Annotated in this window: 14 protein-coding genes; 9 read left to right on the top strand and 5 right to left on the bottom strand. The window is 55.4% G+C overall.

The features are described from left to right. The 5 genes from bcsZ (at nucleotide 1) to DBY68_RS17390 (ending at nucleotide 10,012) form a co-directional block, all read left to right on the top strand. The gene (gene bcsZ, locus DBY68_RS17410) at nucleotides 1–1,107 is read left to right on the top strand and encodes a cellulose synthase complex periplasmic endoglucanase BcsZ (RefSeq protein ID WP_108476753.1); all 1,107 of its coding nucleotides are present in this window, start codon (nucleotides 1–3) and stop codon (nucleotides 1,105–1,107) included. Beyond that, nucleotides 1,089–4,577 (top strand): cellulose synthase complex outer membrane protein BcsC, encoded by a 3,489-nt coding sequence (bcsC, locus tag DBY68_RS17405; RefSeq protein ID WP_108476754.1) that lies wholly within the window; start codon nucleotides 1,089–1,091, stop codon nucleotides 4,575–4,577. Before bcsZ ends, bcsC begins: the two co-directional genes overlap by 19 nt. Nucleotides 4,578–4,843: 266 nt before the next feature. Beyond that, complete coding sequence (gene hmsP, locus DBY68_RS17400) at nucleotides 4,844–6,847, top strand: biofilm formation regulator HmsP (RefSeq protein ID WP_108476755.1); 2,004 nt, start codon at nucleotides 4,844–4,846, stop codon at nucleotides 6,845–6,847. A 157-nt stretch (nucleotides 6,848–7,004) separates the two neighbouring features. Continuing rightward, nucleotides 7,005–8,291, top strand: a complete 1,287-nt coding sequence (locus DBY68_RS17395; RefSeq protein WP_108476756.1) for a dicarboxylate/amino acid:cation symporter — start codon at nucleotides 7,005–7,007, stop codon at nucleotides 8,289–8,291. A gap of 230 nt (nucleotides 8,292–8,521) precedes the next feature. Continuing rightward, nucleotides 8,522–10,012 carry a pitrilysin family protein gene (locus DBY68_RS17390; protein WP_108476757.1) on the top strand — a complete coding sequence of 497 codons (1,491 nt, stop codon included), beginning with the start codon at nucleotides 8,522–8,524 and terminating at the stop codon, nucleotides 10,010–10,012. 117 nt (nucleotides 10,013–10,129) lie between these two features. Here DBY68_RS17390 and DBY68_RS17385 read toward each other — a convergent pair whose 3' ends face one another. Beyond that, on the bottom strand, nucleotides 10,130–11,059 hold the full coding sequence (locus tag DBY68_RS17385; RefSeq protein ID WP_167405898.1) for a sugar kinase: 930 nt from the start codon (nucleotides 11,057–11,059) through the stop codon (nucleotides 10,130–10,132). Nucleotides 11,060–11,262: 203 nt separating this feature from the next. Here DBY68_RS17385 and pdeH point away from each other — a divergent pair, with 203 nt between their 5' ends. Together pdeH and DBY68_RS17375 are read left to right on the top strand one after the other, a co-directional pair. Further along, nucleotides 11,263–12,036, top strand: coding sequence for a cyclic-guanylate-specific phosphodiesterase (pdeH, locus tag DBY68_RS17380; RefSeq protein WP_108476758.1), 774 nt, complete (start codon nucleotides 11,263–11,265; stop codon nucleotides 12,034–12,036). A gap of 67 nt (nucleotides 12,037–12,103) precedes the next feature. After that, nucleotides 12,104–14,161 (top strand): AsmA family protein, encoded by a 2,058-nt coding sequence (locus DBY68_RS17375; protein ID WP_108476805.1) that lies wholly within the window; start codon nucleotides 12,104–12,106, stop codon nucleotides 14,159–14,161. 131 nt (nucleotides 14,162–14,292) lie between these two features. On the opposite strand, the gene DBY68_RS17370 is transcribed toward DBY68_RS17375, so the two are convergent. The 3 genes from DBY68_RS17370 to DBY68_RS17360 all read right to left on the bottom strand — a co-directional run bounded on the left by DBY68_RS17370 (nucleotide 14,293) and on the right by DBY68_RS17360 (nucleotide 17,867). Beyond that, nucleotides 14,293–15,615 (bottom strand): MFS transporter, encoded by a 1,323-nt coding sequence (locus DBY68_RS17370; RefSeq protein ID WP_108476759.1) that lies wholly within the window; start codon nucleotides 15,613–15,615, stop codon nucleotides 14,293–14,295. Nucleotides 15,616–15,887: 272 nt separating this feature from the next. Further along, nucleotides 15,888–16,916 carry an inner membrane protein YhjD gene (gene yhjD, locus DBY68_RS17365; RefSeq protein ID WP_108476760.1) on the bottom strand — a complete coding sequence of 343 codons (1,029 nt, stop codon included), beginning with the start codon at nucleotides 16,914–16,916 and terminating at the stop codon, nucleotides 15,888–15,890. Between the two features lie 51 nt (nucleotides 16,917–16,967). Next, complete coding sequence (locus DBY68_RS17360) at nucleotides 16,968–17,867, bottom strand: LysR family transcriptional regulator (protein WP_108476761.1); 900 nt, start codon at nucleotides 17,865–17,867, stop codon at nucleotides 16,968–16,970. Between the two features lie 119 nt (nucleotides 17,868–17,986). Here DBY68_RS17360 and DBY68_RS17355 point away from each other — a divergent pair, with 119 nt between their 5' ends. Continuing rightward, nucleotides 17,987–18,745 carry an SDR family oxidoreductase gene (locus DBY68_RS17355; RefSeq protein WP_108476762.1) on the top strand — a complete coding sequence of 253 codons (759 nt, stop codon included), beginning with the start codon at nucleotides 17,987–17,989 and terminating at the stop codon, nucleotides 18,743–18,745. Nucleotides 18,746–19,185: 440 nt separating this feature from the next. Continuing rightward, nucleotides 19,186–19,812, top strand: coding sequence for a response regulator transcription factor (locus tag DBY68_RS17350; protein ID WP_108476763.1), 627 nt, complete (start codon nucleotides 19,186–19,188; stop codon nucleotides 19,810–19,812). Here the strand turns inward: DBY68_RS17350 and DBY68_RS17345 are convergent. Then, complete coding sequence (locus tag DBY68_RS17345; RefSeq protein WP_108476764.1) at nucleotides 19,768–20,244, bottom strand: lysozyme; 477 nt, start codon at nucleotides 20,242–20,244, stop codon at nucleotides 19,768–19,770. The two genes, DBY68_RS17350 and DBY68_RS17345, sit on opposite strands and share 45 nt — an antisense overlap. Between the last annotated feature and the right edge of the window lie 252 nt (nucleotides 20,245–20,496).

Here is a 20,496-nt window from a genome sequence, read left to right as displayed (position 1 = left end):
ATGAAAAGCGTACGCTGGATAGTTTTGCTGTTAGCGCTGGGCACAATGGTACAGGCCCGGGCGGCCTGTAACTGGCCTGCCTGGGATCAGTTCAAAAAAGACTATGTCAGTGCTGAAGGGCGCGTCATCGACCCGAGCGATGCGCGCAAAATTACCACTTCCGAAGGGCAGAGCTACGCATTGTTCTTCGCGCTGGCGGCTAACGATCGCGAAACGTTCGGCAAACTGTTCGACTGGACGCAGAACAACCTGGCGCAGGGTGACCTGAAAAGCACGCTGCCCGCCTGGCTGTGGGGCAAGAAAGAGGACAACACCTGGACGGTGCTGGATACCAACTCCGCGTCCGATTCTGACGTCTGGATCGCCTGGTCGCTGCTGGAAGCAGGCCGCCTGTGGAAGAACGCGAACTATACCGAAACCGGGAAAGCGCTACTCTCGCGCATTGCCCGTGAAGAGGTGGTGAACGTGCCGGGGCTGGGCTCGATGCTGCTGCCGGGCAAAATTGGTTTTGCCGAAGCGAATAGCTGGCGTTTTAACCCAAGCTACCTCCCGCCGCAACTGGCGAGTTATTTCACCCGCTTTGGCGCGCCGTGGACGACGCTGCGTGAAACCAACCAGCGTCTGCTGATGGAAACGGCCACGAAAGGTTATTCGCCCGACTGGGTGAATTACGAGAAAGGCAAGGGCTGGCAGAAGCAGAGCAAAACGCCACTGGTGGGCGGTTATGACGCCATCCGCGTCTATTTGTGGGTGGGCATGATGCACAACAGCGACCCGCAAAAAGCCCGTCTGTTAACCCGATTTAAAGCGATGGCGGCGCAGACCGCCCGCGAAGGCGTTCCGCCGGAAAAAGTCGACACCCTCACTGGCAACGTGACCGGCAATGGCCCGGTGGGCTTTTCTGCCTCACTGCTGCCGTTCCTGCAGGATCGCGATGCGCAGGCCGTTCAGCGCCAGCGCGTGGCCGACAACTTCCCTGGCGCAGACGCCTATTACAGCTATGTCCTGACCCTCTTTGGCCAGGGCTGGGACCAACACCGTTTTCGCTTCAGCGCCCGCGGTGAATTACTACCTGACTGGGGCCAGGAATGCGCAAGTTCACACTAAGTTTACTCACTTTCTCGTTAGGTATTACGCTGGCTCCGGCGAGTTATGCCGCGCCTTCCGCGCAGGAACAACTGCTCAATCAGGTACGTTTGGGGGAAGCCAGCAAGCGCGAAGATATTGTGCAGCAGTCGCTGTATCGCCTGGAGCTGATTGACCCAAATAATCCGCAGGTTCTCGCCGCGCGATTGCGTTACATGCTGCGTCAGGGCGATACCGCCGGGGCGCAGAAACAACTTGAGCGGCTGAAAACGCTGGCACCCAATTCAACGGAATACAACGCCTCGCGTACAGAGCTTTTGTTGAATTCGGCGGAAGGGCGCCAGGCGCTGCAACAGGCGCGTCTGCTGGCGACTACCGGCCATGCCGATGAAGCCATCGCGGCCTATGAGAAAGCGTTTAACGGCCCGCCGCCGGACGGTGACTATGCGGTTGAGTACTGGACGACGGCGCTGAAAATTCCGGCGCGCCACAATAATGCGCTGGCACGTCTGCAGGCGCTGAATAAGCAGATGCCGGGCAACGTCACGCTGCAATCCACTCTGGCGCGCACGTTGCTGGCGGATAACCGTCGCGACGACGCGTTTGCTGTGCTGGAACAGATGGCGAAATCCTCCAACGGGCGCAATGAAGCGGGCGATGTCTGGTTCAATGCCATTAAAGATCAGCCACCGAGCCAGGCGAGCGTGCAATCGCTTCAGCGTTTCCTGCAAATTTTCACTACCGGCGAGCAGGCGGATGACGCCCGTGGCTTGCTGGCTGAACAACAGAAAACCCTGTCTGATCCTACCGTTCGCGCGAAGAGCGAAGCCGCTGCCGCGCTGGCGTCAGGCAATGCCGCGTCTGCCATTGCGGATTTGCAACGCGCTGTAGCAACAAACAATAAAGATGCCGACGCTATCGGTACGCTCGGCGAAGCCTATTCGCAGAAAGGCGACCGCGCGCGTGCGGTCGCGCAACTGCAAAAAGCGATTGCCCTCGACCCGCAAAACACCAGCCGCAGCAAGTGGGATAGCCTGCTGAAAACCAACCGCTACTGGCTGTTGATTCAGCAGGGCGATGCGGCGTTGAAGGCAAACAATCCGGCGCAGGCGCAAACGTATTACCAGCAGGCACAGCGGGTGGATAACAGCGACAGCTACGCGATTCTTGGGTTGGGCGACGTCGCTGCTGCACGGAAGGATTACCCGACGGCGGAAGGCTACTATAAACAAACCCTGCGCATGGACAGAGATAACAATCTCGCCGTGCGTGGCCTGGCGAATGTATACCGAGCGCAGTCTCCCGAGAAAGCGACCGCTTACATTCAGTCGTTACCCGCCGCACAGCGTCGCAGCATTGATGATATTGAACGCGGCCTGACTAACGATCGCCTTGAACAGCAGGCGGAAACGCTTGAGAGCCAGGGCCAGTGGGCGCAGGCCGCCGAGGTTCAGCGTCAGCGTCTGGCGCTCAACCCGGACAGCGTCTGGATAACCTATCGTCTGGCGAAAGACCTCGACAGCGCGGGCAAGCGCGGTGAAGCCGATTCGCTGATGCGCAATCTGGCGCAGAAGCAAGCCGAAGACCCGGATCAGGTGTATGCCTACAGCCTGTATCTCTCCAGCACCGACCGTGATGCTGCCGCCATTTCCCATTTAGGGACGCTGCCGCGCAGTCAGTGGAACAGCAATATTCAGGAGCTCTCAGACCGCCTGCACGTTGCGAAGACGATGCAGGAGGCGAACCGGCTGCGCGATGCCGGTCAGGAGAAACAGGCGATTGCGCTTCTGCGCAAACAACCCGCATCTACGCGAATCACGTTGACCCTCGCCGACTGGGCAGAGCAGCGCGGCGATGCGCCGCAGGCTATCGCGCTCTACAACGAGGTGCTGAGCAAAGAGCCGCAGAATGACGATGCGCGTCTGGGGCTGGCCGAGCTTTATTTAGCGCAGGGCGATAAAGCCGCCGCGCGTGCGCAACTGGCACAACTCTCCACTACGGGCGAAGCGCCATCGATGGGTATGCAGAGGCGTATTGCGCTGGTGCAGTCTGGCCTCGGTGAAAACGAAAAAGCGCGTAATACCTTTAACACGTTGGAACAGCAGGCGAAATCTCAGCCGCCGTCAATGGACAGCGCGCTGGTGCTACGCGATGCGGCACGTTTTCAGGCGCAGGACGGCAATCCGCAGCAGGCGCTGGAAACTTATAAAGACACGATGGTCGCCACCGGTATTACGCCGACGCGACCGCAGGATAACGACACCTTCACCCGCCTGACGCGCAACGATGCCAGCGATGACTGGCTTAAGCGTGGCGTACGGAGTGACGCAGCCGATCTCTATCGCCAGCAAGATCTCAACGTGACACTGGAACATGATTACTGGGGCTCCAGCGGCACGGGCGGGTATTCAGCCCTGAAAGCACATACCACCATGCTTCAGGTGGATGCGCCGCTCTCAGACGGGCGGATGTTCTTCCGCTCCGACTGGGTGAACATGAACGTTGGCAGCTTCTCGCGTAAAAGTGATGGCAGCTACGCACCGGACTGGGGTACCTGTGGCATTAAAGATCACGCCTGTCGCGGTGGCGCGAGCGCAAGCGATAACGGCGTCAGCGTAGCGGTGGGCTGGAAAAACGACACCTGGAGCGGCGACATCGGTACCACGCCGATGGGCTTTAACGTGGTGGATGTGGTCGGTGGCCTGAGCTACAGCAGCAAAGCGGGCCCGATTGGTTACACTCTCGAAGGTCACCGTCGCCCGATCTCCAGTTCGCTGCTGGCCTTTGGTGGCCAGCAGGATAACAGCAAAGAGGGTCACACCGGCAAGAAATGGGGCGGGGTACGCGCCGACGGTGGCGTGCTCAGCCTGAGTTATGACAAAGGCGAAGCCAACGGTGTATGGGCGTCGCTGGGCGCGGACCAGTTAACCGGCAAGAACGTTGACGATAACTGGCGCGTGCGCTGGATGACCGGCTACTACTACAAGGTGATTAATGAAAATAATCGCCGGGTGACGGTCGGCCTGAATAACATGATTTGGCATTATCAGAAGGATCTGAGCGGCTATACCCTGGGCCAGGGTGGATACTACAGCCCGCAAGAGTATGTGTCGTTTGCCGTGCCGGTGACCTGGCGTCAGCGCACGGAGAACTGGTCGTGGGAGCTCGGCGGTTCGGTATCGTGGTCGCATTCGCGCACCAAGTCTCAGGCCAGCTATCCGCTGATGAATCTGATTCCGCCCGACTGGCGGGAAAACGCCAGCCAGGATAGCAGCAGTGGCGGCAGCAGTCAGGGCTTCGGTTACACCGCGCGTGCGCTGGTCGAACGTCGGGTGACCTCAAACTGGTTTGTTGGCGCGGCGGTGGATATTCAGGAAGCGAAGGATTACACCCCAAGCCATGCGTTGCTGTATGTGCGTTACTCAGCGGCAGGCTGGCAGGGCGATCTGGATATGCCGCCTCAGCCACTGGTTCCTTATGCTGACTGGTGATTTTAATCGCTGAAATTAACCGGCAACTGTCACGAAATCCATTCTCTTAGCGTATAATCGGCCCGCGAAGCATAATATTTTGTTACGTTATCGCGGGCTTTGTCCTGTTTTGTTGCGCATCTGATATCTGCACAGTAGGCTTTTGCGTTTTCTGTTGCGGATCGTCGTTTTGTCGGCCTGTTCCTTTTTGGTCACCTTTTGACTTTGTCATCGACCTCGTTATCCTCATGACGGGCAGTGCGTTAAGTTTTTAGTGGAGAATTCTTTTGCGCGTCAGCCGTTCACTTACGATCAAACAAATGGCAATGGTTGCAGGCGTAACCATGGTGTTCGTGTTTGTCTTTTGTTTCATTCTGCTTTTTCACTTTGTGCAGCAGAACCGCTATAACACGGCCACGCAACTTGAAAGCATCGCCCGTTCTGTTCGCCAGCCGCTCTCGGCGGCTATTCTCAAGGCCGATATCCCGGAAGCGGAAACCATTCTTGGCCGCATTCAGCCCTCCGGCATTGTGAGCCGGGCCGATGTGGTGTTGCCTAACCAGTTTCAGGCGCTGCGCATGAGCTTTATCCCGGAACGCCCGGTTCCGGTGATGATCACCCGTATTTTTGAGCTACCGGTGCAAATTTCGCTGCCGCTCTATTCGCTGGAACGCCCGGCAAATCCACAGCCGCTGGCTTATCTGGTGCTTCAGTCCGATTCATACCGCATGTACAAATTTGTAATGAGCGCCCTTGCTACGTTAGTGACTGCTTACTTACTTTTAGTGCTGATCCTCACCGTGGCGCTGACGTGGAGTATTAACCGCCTGATTGTGCGTCCGCTGCGCGCGATTGCCAATGAACTGAACGACCTCTCGCCGGAAGAGCGCGTGGGGCATCAGCTCGCGCTGCCGCGTCTGCATCATGACGATGAAATAGGCAAAATGGTGCGTAGCTACAACCGCCATCAGCAGCTCGCTTTGCGCCAGTATGATGAGCTTTGCAGCCGTGCGACGCGTTTCCCGGTTTCCGAGTTACCCAACAAAGCCTTCTTACTGGCGTTGCTTGAGCGAACCGTCAGCCAGCAGAAAACCACCGCGCTGTTGATGGTGGCGTGCGAGACCTTGCAGGACACGGCAGGCGTATTGAAAGAAGAGCAGCGCGAAATGCTGCTGCTGACCCTGGTTGAGAAGCTGAAACAGGTGATTTCGCCGCGCATGGTGCTGGCGCAGATCAGCGCCTATGACTTCGCCATTCTGGCCGAAGGTGTCACCGAGCCGTGGCACGCCATCACATTAGGTCAGCAAGTACTCACTGTCATGAATGAGCGTTTGCCGTTGCAGGGTATTCAACTGCGCCCAACCGCAAGCGTCGGTATCGCCATGTTTGAAGGTGGACTGAGCGCCGAGCAACTCTATCGCCGCGCGATTTCGGCGGCCTTTAGCGCGCGCCGTAAGGGCAAAAATCAGATTGAATTTTTTAACCCGGAGCAGATGGAAAAAGCGCAAAAACGCCTGACCCAGGAGAGCGATATTCTCTCGGCGCTGGAACACCATCAGTTTGCCGTCTGGTTACAGCCGCAAATCGATACCGAGACCGGCAAGGTGTGCAGCGCGGAAGTGTTGCTGCGCCAGCAGCAGGGGAATGGCGATTGGGAGTTGCCAAACGACCTGATCGATACCATCGAATCCTGCGGGCTGATGGTGACCGTCGGCCATTGGGTGCTGGAAGAGGCGTGTCGCCTGCTCTCCGCGTGGCAGAAGCGCGGCATCATGCTGCCGCTGTCGGTCAATCTCTCTGCTCTGCAACTGATGCATCACAACATGGTGCCGGACATGCTGGCGCTGCTCGAACGCTACCGCATTGCACCGGGCACGCTGGTGCTGGAAGTGACTGAAAGCCGCAGCATTGACGATCCCAAAGCCGCTGTAGCGATTCTGCGCCCGTTGCGCAATGCTGGCGTGCGTATCGCGCTGGATGATTTCGGCATGGGCTATGCGGGGCTCCAGCAGCTTCAGCATATGAAGTCGCTGCCGGTGGATATCCTCAAAATCGACAAGCTGTTTGTGGATACCCTGCCGGAAGATGCCAGTATGGTGGCGGCGATTATTCAACTCGCGCGTAGCCTGAATTTGCGCCTGGTGGCGGAAGGCGTAGAGACGCAGGAGCAATATGCGTGGCTGAAAGAAGCGAAAGTGGATGTGTTGCAGGGCTTCCTGTTCGCGCGTGCGGTATCACCGGAAAGTTTTGAGCAGGACTACCTGCCGGATGCGGCGGTGAAACCCGATTGAAAATGATTTCGCAGTTGTGCGAGTCAGCTCAAGTTTTTTAACAATTCAGTTGCAAATGAGGCTATATATATTTCCGTAATGTTTCGTGGGTGTTATTTTGAGGTCACAAGTTGGGTAATCCCCTACCTGGTTTGTGGTTTTATCTTAAGGACATCCTATGAAAACCTCTTTCTTCAAAAGCCTCTACGTGCAGGTTCTGACCGCCATCGTCATCGGTGTGCTGTTGGGACACTACTACCCTGAGTTAGGCGCGCAAATGAAACCGCTTGGCGATGCGTTCGTTAAGCTGATTAAAATGATCATCGCGCCTGTCATCTTTTGTACCGTCGTGACCGGTATTGCCGGGATGGAAAGCATGAAGGCGGTAGGGCGCACCGGTGCGGTGGCGCTACTCTACTTCGAAGTCGTCAGTACCATTGCGCTGATAATCGGCCTGATTATTGTAAACCTGGTGCAACCCGGTGCGGGCATGAACGTTGATCCGGCAAGCCTGGATGCAGGGGCGGTTGCGGTGTATGCCGAGCAGGCGAAGGATCAGGGCATTGTCGCCTTTATCCTGGATATCATTCCTTCCAGCGTGATTGGCGCGTTCGCCAGCGGTAACATTCTGCAGGTGCTGCTGTTTGCGGTGCTGTTTGGTTTTGCGCTACATCGTCTGGGCAGCAAGGGCCAGCTGATTTTTAACGTTATCGAGAGCTTCTCGCAGGTTATCTTCGGCATTATCAACATGATTATGCGCCTGGCACCTATTGGGGCTTTCGGGGCCATGGCCTTCACCATCGGTAAGTACGGCGTAGGCACGCTGGTGCAACTCGGTCAGTTGATCATCTGCTTCTACATCACCTGTATTCTGTTCGTGGTGGTGGTACTGGGTTCTATCGCCAAAGCGACCGGCTTTAGCATCTTCAAATTTATCCGCTACATCCGTGAAGAGCTGCTGATTGTGCTGGGGACATCGTCCTCCGAATCGGCGCTGCCGCGTATGCTGGACAAGATGGAGAAACTGGGTTGTAAGAAATCGGTGGTGGGGCTGGTGATACCGACGGGATACTCGTTTAACCTCGACGGCACCTCAATTTACCTGACGATGGCGGCGGTGTTTATCGCCCAGGCGACCAACAGCCACATGGATATCTTCCATCAAATCACCCTACTGGTGGTGCTGTTGCTCTCCTCCAAAGGGGCGGCGGGTGTCACCGGAAGCGGGTTTATCGTGCTGGCGGCAACCATTTCCGCCGTGGGGCATTTACCGGTAGCTGGCCTGGCGCTGATTCTGGGTATCGACCGCTTTATGTCGGAAGCGCGCGCGTTGACTAACCTGATTGGTAACGGCGTGGCAACCATTGTGGTGGCAAAACGCGTTAAGCAGCTCGACCAGCAACAACTGGATGATGTGCTGAATAATCGTACGCCAGCCAACAAACCGCACGAATTATCCTCTTAAATCCTCATCTTATGCTCGCGCTCCCTTGCTGGAGTGCGGGCTCCTGCGCATAATTAGGCGGCGTTGCATTATTGCATGCAGCGACGTCATGCTATCGTAAGACATTATTTTTCGTAGCGATGTGACGTTTTGACGATCGTGTGGTCAAACAGACGTGTTTACGACATTCTTTTCGGCAACCACGACGTGTGGATTGCCTTTGTAACCAGGAACGTTCATCAGGGGTTCACATGCAGGGCACAAAAATTCGACTCTTAGCTGGCAGTTTGCTGATGATGGCGACAGCGGGTTATGTGCAGGCAGAGGCGCTACAGCCCGATCCCGCCTGGCAACAGGGTACCCTGGCTAATGGTTTTCAGTGGCAGGTGCTTTCCACGCCTCAGCGTCCCAGCGATCGCGTTGAAATCCGGCTGGTGGTGAATATCGGCTCGCTCTCTGAAAGCGCGCAACAAACCGGCTACAGCCATCTCATTCCCCGCATTGCGCTGACGCAAAGCGGAAGCTTACAACCGATGCAGGCGCGCTCACTGTGGCAGCAGGGCATCGACCCGAAACGGCCGCTGCCGCCCGCGATCGTTTCTTATGATTACACCCACTTTAATTTAAGCCTGCCGAACAACCGCACAGACTTACTGAAAGAGTCTCTCGCCTGGCTTGCCAGCGCGGGCAACAGCGTGTCGATTACGCCTCAAACTATTGAACATGCGCTGAATACGCAGGATATGGTTGCAACCTGGCCACAGGATACTAAAGATGGCTGGTGGCGCTATCGTCTGAAAGGTTCAACCATGCTGGGTCACGACCCGGCAGAACCGCTGAAGCGTCCGGTGGATGCGGAACAGGTGAAAGCGTTCTACCAGAAATGGTACACCCCGGATGCGATGACCCTGATTGTGGTGGGGAACGTTGACAGCCGCACGGTTGCAGAGCAAATCAACAAAACCTTCGGCGAATTGAAGGGCAAACGTGAAACGCCAGCGGCGGTACCGACGCTTTCGCCGCTGCGCCCGGAAGCCGTCAGCATCATGACCAAAAACGTCACTCAGGATCGCCTGTCGCTGATGTGGGATACCCCATGGCAACCGATTCGCGAATCTGCGGCTATGCTGCGCTACTGGCGTGCGGATCTCGCGCGTGAAGCGCTGTTCTGGCATGTTCAGCAGAAACTGAGCAAAAACAACGCGAAAGATATTGCGTTAGGCTTTGATTGCCGGGTGCTGTATCTGCGTGCGCAGTGTTCTATCAACCTGGATTCTCCGGGCGATAAGCTCGACGGCAATCTCGGCGTGGTGGCGAAGGAGCTGGCGGAAGTCCGCGAAAAGGGTTTGCCGGTTGAAGAATTCGACGCGCTGGTGGCGCAGAAAAAACTGGAGCTGCAAAAACTGTTCGCGACTTACGCGCGCACCGACACCGATGTGCTGATGAGCCAGCGTATGCGTTCGTTGCAAAATCAGGTCGTGGATATCGCGCCAGAGCAGTATCAGCAACTGCGCCAGAACTTCCTTGATACGTTAACACTCGATATGGTGAATCAGGATCTGCGCAGCCAGCTGTCGCAGGATATGGCGCTGATTTTGCAGCAGCCGGCCGGTGAGCCAGAGCATAACATGAAGGAACTGAAGGCGACCTGGGATAACGTGATGGCAGCGCCTGTGGCGGCAGAACCGGTAAGCGGGGATGACGTGCACCAGGAAGTGTCGGATATTCCGCCGGGGCAGTAAAACAACCCTCACCCCGCCCTCTCCCTGAGGGAGAGGGAGAAAAACCGCACACGTTTAACCTTTGGCACAATCGGTACCCTCTCCCTTAGGGAGAGGGTTAGGGTGAGGGGCTTGCCCTTAAGCCGGCATCGCCTCGCGCGGAATAATCGCGCCGCGATGCTGAATCACGGTGCTGGCGGTCAGGTGACCACGTTGTGCCGCCGCGACCGCATCGCCACCGGTCAGACGTACCGCCAGGTAACCCGCACTGAAAGAATCGCCCGCTGCGGTGGTATCCACAACTTTCTCTTTCGGCAGTTTCACCGCAGGAACATCAACCACGTTCTGGCCTGCAATCGCTACCAGACAGGAGTCTGCGCCGCGTTTCACCACCACTTCCTGCACGCCTGCCGCGTGGGTACGCGCAATGACGTCTTCAACCGGCTTCTCGCCCCACAGTGCGTCTTCGTCGTCCAGCGTCAGAAAGGCGATGTCGGTGCATTCCAGCATCTGCTGGTAAACCTGCTGGGTTTCTTCTTTGCTGGCCCACAGGCGCGGACGGTAGTTGTTGTCGAAAATGACTTTCCCGCCGTTAGCGCGGCATTCGCGCAACAGAGAGAGCAATTTTTCGCGGCTGGTCGGGCTCAAAATCGCCAGGCTGATCCCGCTCAGGTAGAGGTAGTCGTAGGTCGCCAGCTCTTCGCAAACGGCAGCGGCTTCATCGCTTTCCAGCCAGAATTTTGCCGCGGCTTCGTTACGCCAGTAGTAGAACGTACGCTCGCCGGTGTCGTCGGTTTCGATGTAGTAGAGGCCTGGCATGCGGTTGCTCATACGCTGAATCAGCCCGGTACCGACGTTTTCTGCTTGCCAGGCATCCAGCATCTGCTGGCTGAACGTATCGGTGCCCAGTGCGGTGACGTAGTCGACGCGCAGCGCAGCAGAATCAACCTGGCGTGCGATATACACTGATGTGTTTAAAGTGTCGCCGCCAAAGCCGCGGGTAACGTCTGCGCCCTTCTCGGACAGCTCAATCATGCATTCGCCAATCACGGCAATTTTTTTAGACATAGTCGTGAACCTGATCTGAATCGGAATATTAGCGCTAGTGTGCGCTGCGCTGTTTTAGTGGTCAACTATATTAAAACATCGTTCCATTATTTTTTTGAGCTAGCGCGTGTTAGCGCAAATTTTTGCACATAAAGTTCTCCTTTAACCCGCCGATAACCTGTTGACGAGTTCCATTCGATCCCTCATTGCAACAGGAAGCTGAAATGAAGTTAACGCCGGTCATCCCGCAGTTGAGCATTCCTGAGCCAGGTCTCGCGAATCTGCAGGCACAGCACGACTGGCTGGAGTGTGAACGCGCCTACACTTACCAGCCCATCTATACCACTGAAGGCCGCCTGATGGCGATTGAAGTGCTGACGGTCGTGACGCATCCCAACCATCCTTCTCAACGCATTGCGCCCGACCGCTATTTCTCTGAAGTGCCGGTCAGCCAGCGTATCGCTGTCCTAAAAGAGCAGTTGCACATGCTGATGCTGAAGCAGGAATTCTTCGCGCAGAACCACATCCTGGCGTCGGTCAACGTGGACGGCCCCACGCTGATGGCGATGCAGCAGGATCAGGCGCTAAAAGACATGATTGAGCCGCTCGACTGGCTGCGTTTCGAATTAGTTGAGCATACGCGTCTGCCGCAGGAATCGTCGTATGCGTCCATTTGCGAGTTTGGCTCGCTGTGGCTCGATGATTTTGGCACGGGCATGGCAAACTTCTCATCGCTCAGTGAAGTGCGCTACGACTACATCAAAGTCGCCCGCGATCTGTTTATCATGCTGCGCAAAACGCCCGAGGGGCGCAATCTCTTCACCATGCTATTACAGTTGATGAACCGCTACTGCCGCGGCGTGATAGTGGAAGGCGTGGAAACTCAGGAAGAGTGGCAGGACGTACAGGAATCGCCCGCCTTTGCGGCGCAAGGTTACTTTCTTTCCCGCCCGGTTCCCATGAAGACGCTCGACGATGTCGTAATAGCATTTTCCTGATTTACGCCGCTCTCTTCTCCCTCAGCTATCTTTATGAGAGGTGAGGAATTTCATGAAAGGAGCGAGCGTGACGAAATTAAGCAAAGCGATTGCCATCACCGCAGGGGTATTAGTGGCCCTGATTATCCTGCTGGTGATAATTATTGCGACCTTCGACTGGAACCGGCTGAAGCCAACCATCAACGAAAAAGTCTCCACAGAATTGCACCGGCCCTTCGCCATTCGCGGCGATCTTGGCGTGGTGTGGGAGCGTCAGAAGCAGGAGACCGGCTGGCGAAGCTGGATCCCCTGGCCGCACGTGCATGCTGAAGACATCATGCTCGGCAACCCGCCGGATATCCCTGATGTCACCATGGTGCATCTTCCGCGCGTAGAAGCTACGCTTGCGCCGCTGGCGCTGTTGACCAAAACGGTCTGGCTACCGTGGATTAAGCTGGAACAGCCGGACGCGCGCCTGATTCGCCTCTCGGAAAAAAACAATAACTGGACTTTCAATATCGGTGACGGCAAGGATGAGAAAAACGCCCAGCCATCGGCGTGGTCATTCCGTCTGGATAATATTTTGTTCGATCGCGGGCGCATTACCGTGGATGACAAAGTGAGCAAGGCAGATATTGAGATCCTGGTTGATCCGCTCGGCAAACCGCTGCCGTTCAGTGAAGTCACCGGCAGTAAAGGAAAGGGCGATAACACGAAGGCCGGGGATTATGTTTTCGGCCTGAAAGCGCAGGGGCGCTATCGCGGCGAACCGCTTACCGGCACGGGTAAGATTGGCGGGATGCTGGCGTTGCGCGGTGAAGGGCAACCTTTCCCGGTGCAGGCCGATTTCCGATCCGGTAATACACGAGTGGCGTTTGTTGGCGCGATCAACGATCCGATGAAGATGGGCGGTGTCGATCTGCAGCTTAAATTCTCCGGTGACTCCCTGAGCGATCTCTACGATCTCACGGGCGTACTTCTGCCTGACACCCCGCCGTTTGAAACGGATGGTCGGCTGGTGGCGAAAATTGATAGCGAAAAGTCGTCCGTTTTTGACTATCGCAAATTCAATGGTCGTATTGGCGACAGCGATATCCATGGCTCGCTGACCTATACCACCGGGAAACCGCGCCCGAAACTGGAAGGCGATCTGGAATCGCGTCAGCTTCGGCTGGCGGATTTAGGCCCGCTGATTGGCGTGGACTCCGGAAAAGGTGCGCAAAAAGCGAAAAGCGCCGAGGCGCGTAAAGGGGAAGCCACGGTACAGCCTGCCGATAAAGTGTTGCCTTATGACCGCTTCGAAACCGACAAATGGGACGTGATGGATGCGGATGTGCGTTTTAAAGGGCGCCGTATTGAGCATGGCAGCACGTTGCCGATTAGCGATTTGTCGACGCACATCATCCTCAAAAATGCCGATTTGCGACTGCAGCCTATCAAACTTGGGCTCGCGGGCGGCACGATCAGCGGCAATATCCATCTGGAGGGCGACCGTAAACCGATGCGTGGTCAGGCGGATATTCAGGCACGTCGTCTGAAGCTGAAAGAGCTGATGCCCAACGTGGAACTGATGCAGAAAACGCTCGGTGAGATGAACGGCGATGCGCAGTTCCGCGGTACCGGGAATTCCGTGGCGGCGCTGCTGGGTAACAGCAACGGTAACCTGAAGCTGCTGATGAACGATGGGCTTATCAGCCGTAACTTAATGGAGATTGTTGGTCTGAACGTGGGCAACTTTATCGTTGGGCAGATTTTTGGCGATGATGAAGTGCGGGTGAACTGTGCGGCGGCAAACCTCGATATTGTCAACGGCGTAGCGCGTCCGCAGATTTTTGCCTTTGATACGGAAAACGCGCTGATTAACGTGACCGGCACCGCCAGTTTCGCTTCAGAGCAGCTCGATTTGACGATTGACCCGGAAAGTAAGGGGATTCGCATCATTACCCTGCGCTCGCCGCTGTATGTACGCGGCAGCTTTAAGAACCCGCAGGCAGGCGTGAAAGCCGGGCCGCTGATTGCACGCGGTGCGGTGGCGGCGGCGCTGGCAACGCTCGTCACACCGGCGGCGGCGCTGCTGGCGTTGATTTCGCCGTCAGAAGGGGAGGTGAATCAGTGCCAGACGATTTTGTCGCAGATGAAGCATTGATGCTGGACGGTGCGCGCTGATGCCCTCACCCTAACCCTCTCCCACAGGGAGAGGGAACCGACAGTGCTAATTGTTAAGTTTGTGCGGTTTTCTCCCTCTCCCTGTGGGAGAGGGCGGGGTGAGGGGACGTTTTACAACGCCTGATGCTTGGTCTCATGGGTCAGCAGCAGCGCAATCAGCGTCAACGCCGCCATCGCTGCCAGATACACGCCTACGTAGTACAACCCGTAGCTGCCCTGTAACCAGGCCGCGATGTACGGCGCAACCGACGCGCCAAGAATCGACGACACGTTATAAGAGAACGACGCCCCCGTATAACGCACTTCCGTCGGGAACAGCTCCGGCAGCAGTGCGCCCATTGGGCCAAACGTCAGCCCCATCAGGCTCAGGCCAATCAACAGGAACAGCATAATCAGCGACGGCTCGCCGGAGCCGAGCAGTGGCTGGAAGAAGAACAGCGCGAACAGAATAATCAGCGAGGTAATGACAATCATGCTGGAACGGCGGCCAAAACGATCGGCCAGCAGCCCGGCAATCGGCACCATCACGCCAAAACCAATCACCGCCAGCATCAGCATCCACAGCACTTCATTGCGCGGCAGTCCTAAACCGTTCGGCGCAGCGGCGGTGCTGTAACTCATGGAGTAAACGGTCATGATATAAAACAGCGTATAGGTCGCCAGCATGATAAAGGTGCCGAGAACCGTCACGCGCACGTGCTTCGTCAACAGCGTGCCCATCGGCACTTTTACCTGTTTTTTCGCGGCGGCGACTTTGGCGAACACCGGCGTTTCATGCAGCGACACGCGGACGTACAGCCCGATAATGACCAGCACCGCAGAGAAAATAAACGGCACGCGCCAACCCCAGCTCATGAATTGCTCGTCGGTTAACAGCCAGGAGAGCAGCAGGAAGGTGCCGTTGGCAAAGAAGAAGCCGATAGGCGCGCCCAGTTGCGGGAAGGAACCGTACAGCGCGCGCTTACGCGGCGGGGCGTTCTCCGTTGCCAGCAGCGCCGCGCCGCCCCATTCACCGCCCAACCCCAGCCCCTGGCCAAAACGCGCCAGCGCCAGCAGCATCGGTGCCAGAATGCCGATAGTCTCGTAGCCCGGCAGCAGGCCGATCACCACCGTGGAAATCCCCATCGTCAATAACGAGGCCACTAACGTCACTTTACGCCCAACGCGATCGCCAAAGTGGCCGAACAGCGCAGAGCCAATCGGACGCGCGACGAAGGCGATGGCAAAGGTCGCCAGCGACTGAAGCGTGGCTGCGGCAGGGTCGCCCTGCGGGAAGAAGATGTGTGGGAAAACAATCACTGCGGCGGTGGCGTAAATATAGAAATCGAAGAACTCGATGGCGGTGCCGATGAGTGAAGCGACGACGACTTTATTACGTGAGTTAACCGGTGCGATGTCTTGTTCGTTATCGAGTGTTGTGGCGGTAGCTTGCATAGTCTTTTCTTATTTTATAGCGAACGAACGGCCATATTAGACATAGCAAAATCGACATTTCAATCTGTAACAGACCGGGCGGAAGCGTGGAAAAACGGCAAAAAGTGGATAGTTTTTAAGCCAGCGAAATCGCTTCTATGAAATGCTTCACAGAAATTACACGTTAGTGGATAAAACTGGATTTTGGTTAAAAAAAAGTTACTAACTGGATTTATCTGCTGAAATGATGAATCGGGCTGAAATTTTGCATTTTCATTCAGCCCGATAGCGCATTAACGATGCGTCTTGCCCGGCATGCGCGGGTCATCTTTGTACTGCGCGGTGGCAATCCATGCGGCGCAAAACAGGGTTAAGCGCGCGAAGAAGTAGAAGAACGCCATCAGACCCAGAACCGAACCGAACGCCGCGCCGGACGGGGATTTCACCAGTGCAGGCAGTGTCCAGGTCATGATGATTTTAATCACCTCAAAGCCAATAGCCGCAATGAACGTGCCGCGAATCAGGGCTTTTTTACGTGGGCGATGACGCGGCAGCCGCCAGAAGATCCAGAAGAAGAGCAGATAGTTGGCGAAAATGGAAATCGCCAGGCCAATCAACCGCCAGGCCGGTTTCAGCCACTCAATGCTGTCGAGATAGAGGGCTGAAATGATCATCTGCTGTGCCGAGCCAGAAACCGAGGTAATCGACAGGGTGACAATCAGCGCAACCAGCAGGCCAATCAGCGAGACAAAATCGCGCAGGTATTTAACCCAGATTTTTTCCTGATCCTGCGGGGTGCGCTCCCAGACATCACGCGATTGCGCGCGGATGGCCTCTCGCAGGTTACCCATCCAGTTCACGCCTGAGTAGAGCGCCACTGCAAGGCCGACTAAACCGACGGTGGTACGCTGCTGGACGGCGGTATTGATCGTGCTTTTTAGCGTGGCGGCAAGCGTTGGGTCGCTCACGTTAGTCAGAATTTTATCGAAGATGTCCTGCAACAGCGTGGGGTGCGAGGCGAGAATAAAACCGCCAGCAGCAAACGACACCATCAGAATAGGAATCATCGACAGGAATGAAAAGTAGGTGATGGCGGCGCCAAACTGATTGCCCAGACGATCGTTAAAGCGCTCGGCGGCGCGGAGCAGGTGGGCGATGATCGGCTGCTGCTGAATTTTCTGCGCGGTATGTGTGACTTTGTTCAGCGCTTGCGTGGCTTTTCCTGGCTCCTCTGGAGCCCGATGCATTTCGGTATCGATGGGTTTGATGGGGTCGTGCTCCAGTTCCTGAGTAGGACGTTTTACGTCATTTTCCGGCGTCATCAGGTCGGTTTTCCTTTTCTCTTGTTTACTATCACTAAATTATAGACTCTGCTAATCAACGTACGCTTTCATCACCTCAGTTAGCCATTCCATAAACAGATGCACCCGGCGTGACAGGTTGCGGCGATGGGGATAAATCAACGAGACCGGCATCGGCTCCGCGCGATACTGTGGCAAAATTTCGATGAGCTTACCGCTGCGCAGCGCCTCCCGCACGCCAACGCGCGGCACCTGAATAATCCCCAGCCCGGCAAGGCAGGCGGCGTGATAGGTTTCGGTGCTGTTGACCGTCAGCACACCACCGGTTTTCACCCAGCGCGTGGTTTTATCCACCAGCACCTCAAACCCCTGTGGGCGCACACCGAGGCTGGTGGCGTAATGCACCACCGCATGATCCTCGAGCTCATCCAGCGATTCTGGATAGCCGAATCGGGCCAGATAATCCGGGCTGGCGCAGTTCACCACCGTCAGCTTGCCGAGCGGCCTGGCGATTAATCCTGAATCCTTAAGATGGCCTACGCGTACCACGCAGTCGAACCCTTCACGAATGACATCCACCAGGCGATCGCTGCTGCTTAGCTCCAGCTCAATGCCGGGGTAGTGCTGCAAAAACGCGGGCAGCCGGGGAATGACCACATTTTGCGCGACGGCTACGGGCATATCGACGCGCAAGCGCCCACTGACGCTGCTGGGGTCGCTCTGGAACATGCTGTCGAGCTCTTCAAGATTGCTGAGCAGATCTTTGGCGCGTTCATAGTAGACCATACCGTCCTGCGTCAGGTGAACACGCCGCGTGGTGCGGTGCAGCAAACGACAGCCAAGCTGGTTTTCCAGCGCCTGAATCTGGCGCGATACGCTACCTTTAGGAAGGCCGAGGGTATCGGCGGCGCGGGAGAAACTCTCCAGTTCCGCTACGCGGATGAACAGTTGCATTGCATGAATTTTATCCATCCCTAACCCTTATTGTTGTTTTAAATGAGACAGTGAAGCGTAATCAGCAATATTTATTGTTCTTTTATCACCTAATAAGCTTGTTCTCAACGAACATACCCACTGAAATGAGGTTTCTCATGACGCAACGTATCGCATTAGTGACTGGCGGCAGCCGTGGTCTGGGCAAAAATGCCGTATTAAAGCTGGCGGCTCAGGGAACAGATATTATCTTTACCTGGAATAGCCAGCAGCAGGCGGCACAGGATGTGGTAGAAGAACTTCAGCAAATAGGCGTGAAAGCGGTGGCATTACAATTGAATGTCAGTGATATCAGCACGTTTGGCGATTTTACGCAGCAGGTTACACAGGCGCTGAAAGAGACGTGGCAGCGCGACACGTTTGATTATTTAGTGAACAATGCTGGAATCGGGATCAATGTACCGTTTGCCGAGACCACGGAAGCACAGTTTGATGAATTATTGAACATTCAGTTTAAGGGGCCGTTTTTCCTGACTCAGCATCTGCTGCCGCTGATAAAAAACGGCGGACGCATCCTGAACGTTTCGACGGGGCTGGCACGTTTCGCGCTTCCGGGCTTTGCCGCCTATGCCGCCATGAAGGGGGCGATGGAAGTGCTGACGCGCTATCAGGCGAAAGAGCTGGGCGAGCGCGGCATTTCGGTGAATGTGATTGCGCCAGGGGCGATAGAAACCGATTTTGGCGGTGGCAGCGTGCGGGATAATGAACAGATTAATCAGTACATTGCCTCGCAAACCGCGCTGGGGCGCGTGGGTGTGCCAGATGACATTGGTGACGCGATTGCCGCGCTGCTAAGCGATAAACTTGGCTGGATGAGTGCACAGCGGGTGGAAGTGTCTGGGGGAATGTTTTTGTAGTACCCCCTCACCCCAGCCCTCTCCCACAGGGAGAGGGAGAAAACCGACGCAGTTCTGTAAGCTATGCACAATCAGTCCCCTCTCCCTGTGGGAGAGGGTTAGGGTGAGGGGGGAACCCAACAACGCGTGCTATTTCACACTTTGTAACACTCGCCTCTTTCCATCACCTTTCCTTTATTTTCGCCATCGCGCTATTCTTCTCAAAATTAATATTTATTCCGCTGAAAATTATATTCAGGATTTCCTTAAATAGAATGTAATAAATAATGAGAATAAGTAATCTCTCCCCAGGACTCCAAATCATTCATAACAAAAATGTTTTTATTTTTATTTTCATCAGTAAAATAGCCCAGGCCAAACAGCGAGTTCTTATTTACCTCCGCTAGTAATACCCTTCACCCCTCAATGTGTAGGGTTCATTTTTCTGATGAGGAATCAGTATGCAGGTAATCATGTTTGACAGGCAGTCAATATTTATTCATGGAATGAAAATCAGTTTGCAGGAAAATATTCCTGAAGTAGATATTTACGCCGTCAGTCAGGCTGATGAACTGTGGCGACGGTTGCTGGAATATCCAGAGTCATTACTTATTCTGGATGGCGACATGGATAAATCGTTTTGCAGTTGGTTATTGCAGGAAAAAGCACAGCAATTTCCGTTATCACACACGGTGATTGTAGCGAGTGATTGTCAGCAAGCGTGGCTCAAAGAGTCGCTTGCATGGAATGTTCAGGCTATTGTGCCGCGCCATGAAAGTGTCGAAACGTTTGTGCAGGCGATCAATAGCGCCGCGTGTGGGTTAATGTGCCTTCCCGGCGGTTGGATGTTTAATTACGAAAACGAGAAGCGTGGTCTCGATCAGCTCAGCCATCGCCAGCGTGAAATTCTGGAACTGCTGGCTAATGGCGAGTCGAATAAGGAGATCAGTCGGGCATTGAATATCAGCGCAGGTACGGTGAAAGCGCATCTGGAATCACTGTACCGACGTCTGGATGTGAAAAATCGTACTCAGGCGGCGATGTTATTCGGCGCACACGAATTCCCGTCCCAGATCTGCTCGGAATAAGGCACATTCGGCCTGACGTTGTCTGTTCAGGCCGTTGCTTTTCACCCCGTTAAGCTCTGTTTCGGCTCGCCATACCGCAAGTGCTTTCGCGAACTGTTGCTGATTGATATAGCGCACGATAGCGGAGGCGGCAAACCTCTCTGGCCCCACACTGAGCGCCAGCGATAGCAACGCATCGTATTGAGACTGGAGAAGGGGCACCTGTATTTCGTGCGCCAGTACGCGTTGACAGACGTGAATATCCCATTGCAATAACACATCGGCCTGCTGCTGGCTAAGCGGCATATCGAACGTCTCGCTTCCCTGAATCAAATGACCATAACCCACGACCCACAGATGACATTCATCCTGGTAGGGCTCGGCAGAAAATCCCTGACATTTTTTAATAAACGCTAACCCTTCTGGGCTGAGACGCAGGGCTGTATTTGGCATTTTTCTTCCTCACTCAGATGGTTAGCGAGTGTAGAGGATGCGATGACGCGCGCCTATTTGCCAGATGGCCTGGTTCAATCGGGTAGGAGGCGAGAATATTTCCCCTCAATCGTAAAATTCGCTGCAACAATAGAAAGACAGGCCAATCGTTTGCGGAATGTCGTGAGAGGGATCGACTTTCGCATCAGTGACGGCGCCGTGGCCTTTTAATTTTGAAGGTTTCGTATATGTTGTATCAGCAAAAAAACAAAA

Origin of the sequence: Pseudocitrobacter sp. RIT415 (assembly GCF_003057695.2) — a bacterium.
Classification (GTDB): Bacteria; Pseudomonadota; Gammaproteobacteria; order Enterobacterales; family Enterobacteriaceae; genus Pseudocitrobacter; species Pseudocitrobacter faecalis.
The sequence above is the reverse complement of the archived record's forward strand: the minus strand, read 5'-3'. Positions and strand labels throughout refer to the sequence as shown.

Bases quoted from the DNA above. Each gene is read 5' to 3' on its own strand.
- bcsZ (WP_108476753.1), top strand. From the start codon at position 1: ATGAAAAGCGTACGCTGGATAGTTTTGCTGTTAGCGCTGGGCACAATG.
- bcsC (WP_108476754.1), top strand. From the start codon at position 1,089: ATGCGCAAGTTCACACTAAGTTTACTCACTTTCTCGTTAGGTATTACG.
- DBY68_RS17395 (WP_108476756.1), top strand. From the start codon at position 7,005: ATGAAAACCTCTTTCTTCAAAAGCCTCTACGTGCAGGTTCTGACCGCC.
- DBY68_RS17390 (WP_108476757.1), top strand. From the start codon at position 8,522: ATGCAGGGCACAAAAATTCGACTCTTAGCTGGCAGTTTGCTGATGATG.
- DBY68_RS17385 (WP_167405898.1), bottom strand. From the start codon at position 11,059: ATGTCTAAAAAAATTGCCGTGATTGGCGAATGCATGATTGAGCTGTCC.
- pdeH (WP_108476758.1), top strand. From the start codon at position 11,263: ATGAAGTTAACGCCGGTCATCCCGCAGTTGAGCATTCCTGAGCCAGGT.
- DBY68_RS17370 (WP_108476759.1), bottom strand. From the start codon at position 15,615: ATGCAAGCTACCGCCACAACACTCGATAACGAACAAGACATCGCACCG.
- yhjD (WP_108476760.1), bottom strand. From the start codon at position 16,916: ATGACGCCGGAAAATGACGTAAAACGTCCTACTCAGGAACTGGAGCAC.
- DBY68_RS17360 (WP_108476761.1), bottom strand. From the start codon at position 17,867: ATGGATAAAATTCATGCAATGCAACTGTTCATCCGCGTAGCGGAACTG.
- DBY68_RS17355 (WP_108476762.1), top strand. From the start codon at position 17,987: ATGACGCAACGTATCGCATTAGTGACTGGCGGCAGCCGTGGTCTGGGC.
- DBY68_RS17350 (WP_108476763.1), top strand. From the start codon at position 19,186: ATGCAGGTAATCATGTTTGACAGGCAGTCAATATTTATTCATGGAATG.
- DBY68_RS17345 (WP_108476764.1), bottom strand. From the start codon at position 20,244: ATGCCAAATACAGCCCTGCGTCTCAGCCCAGAAGGGTTAGCGTTTATT.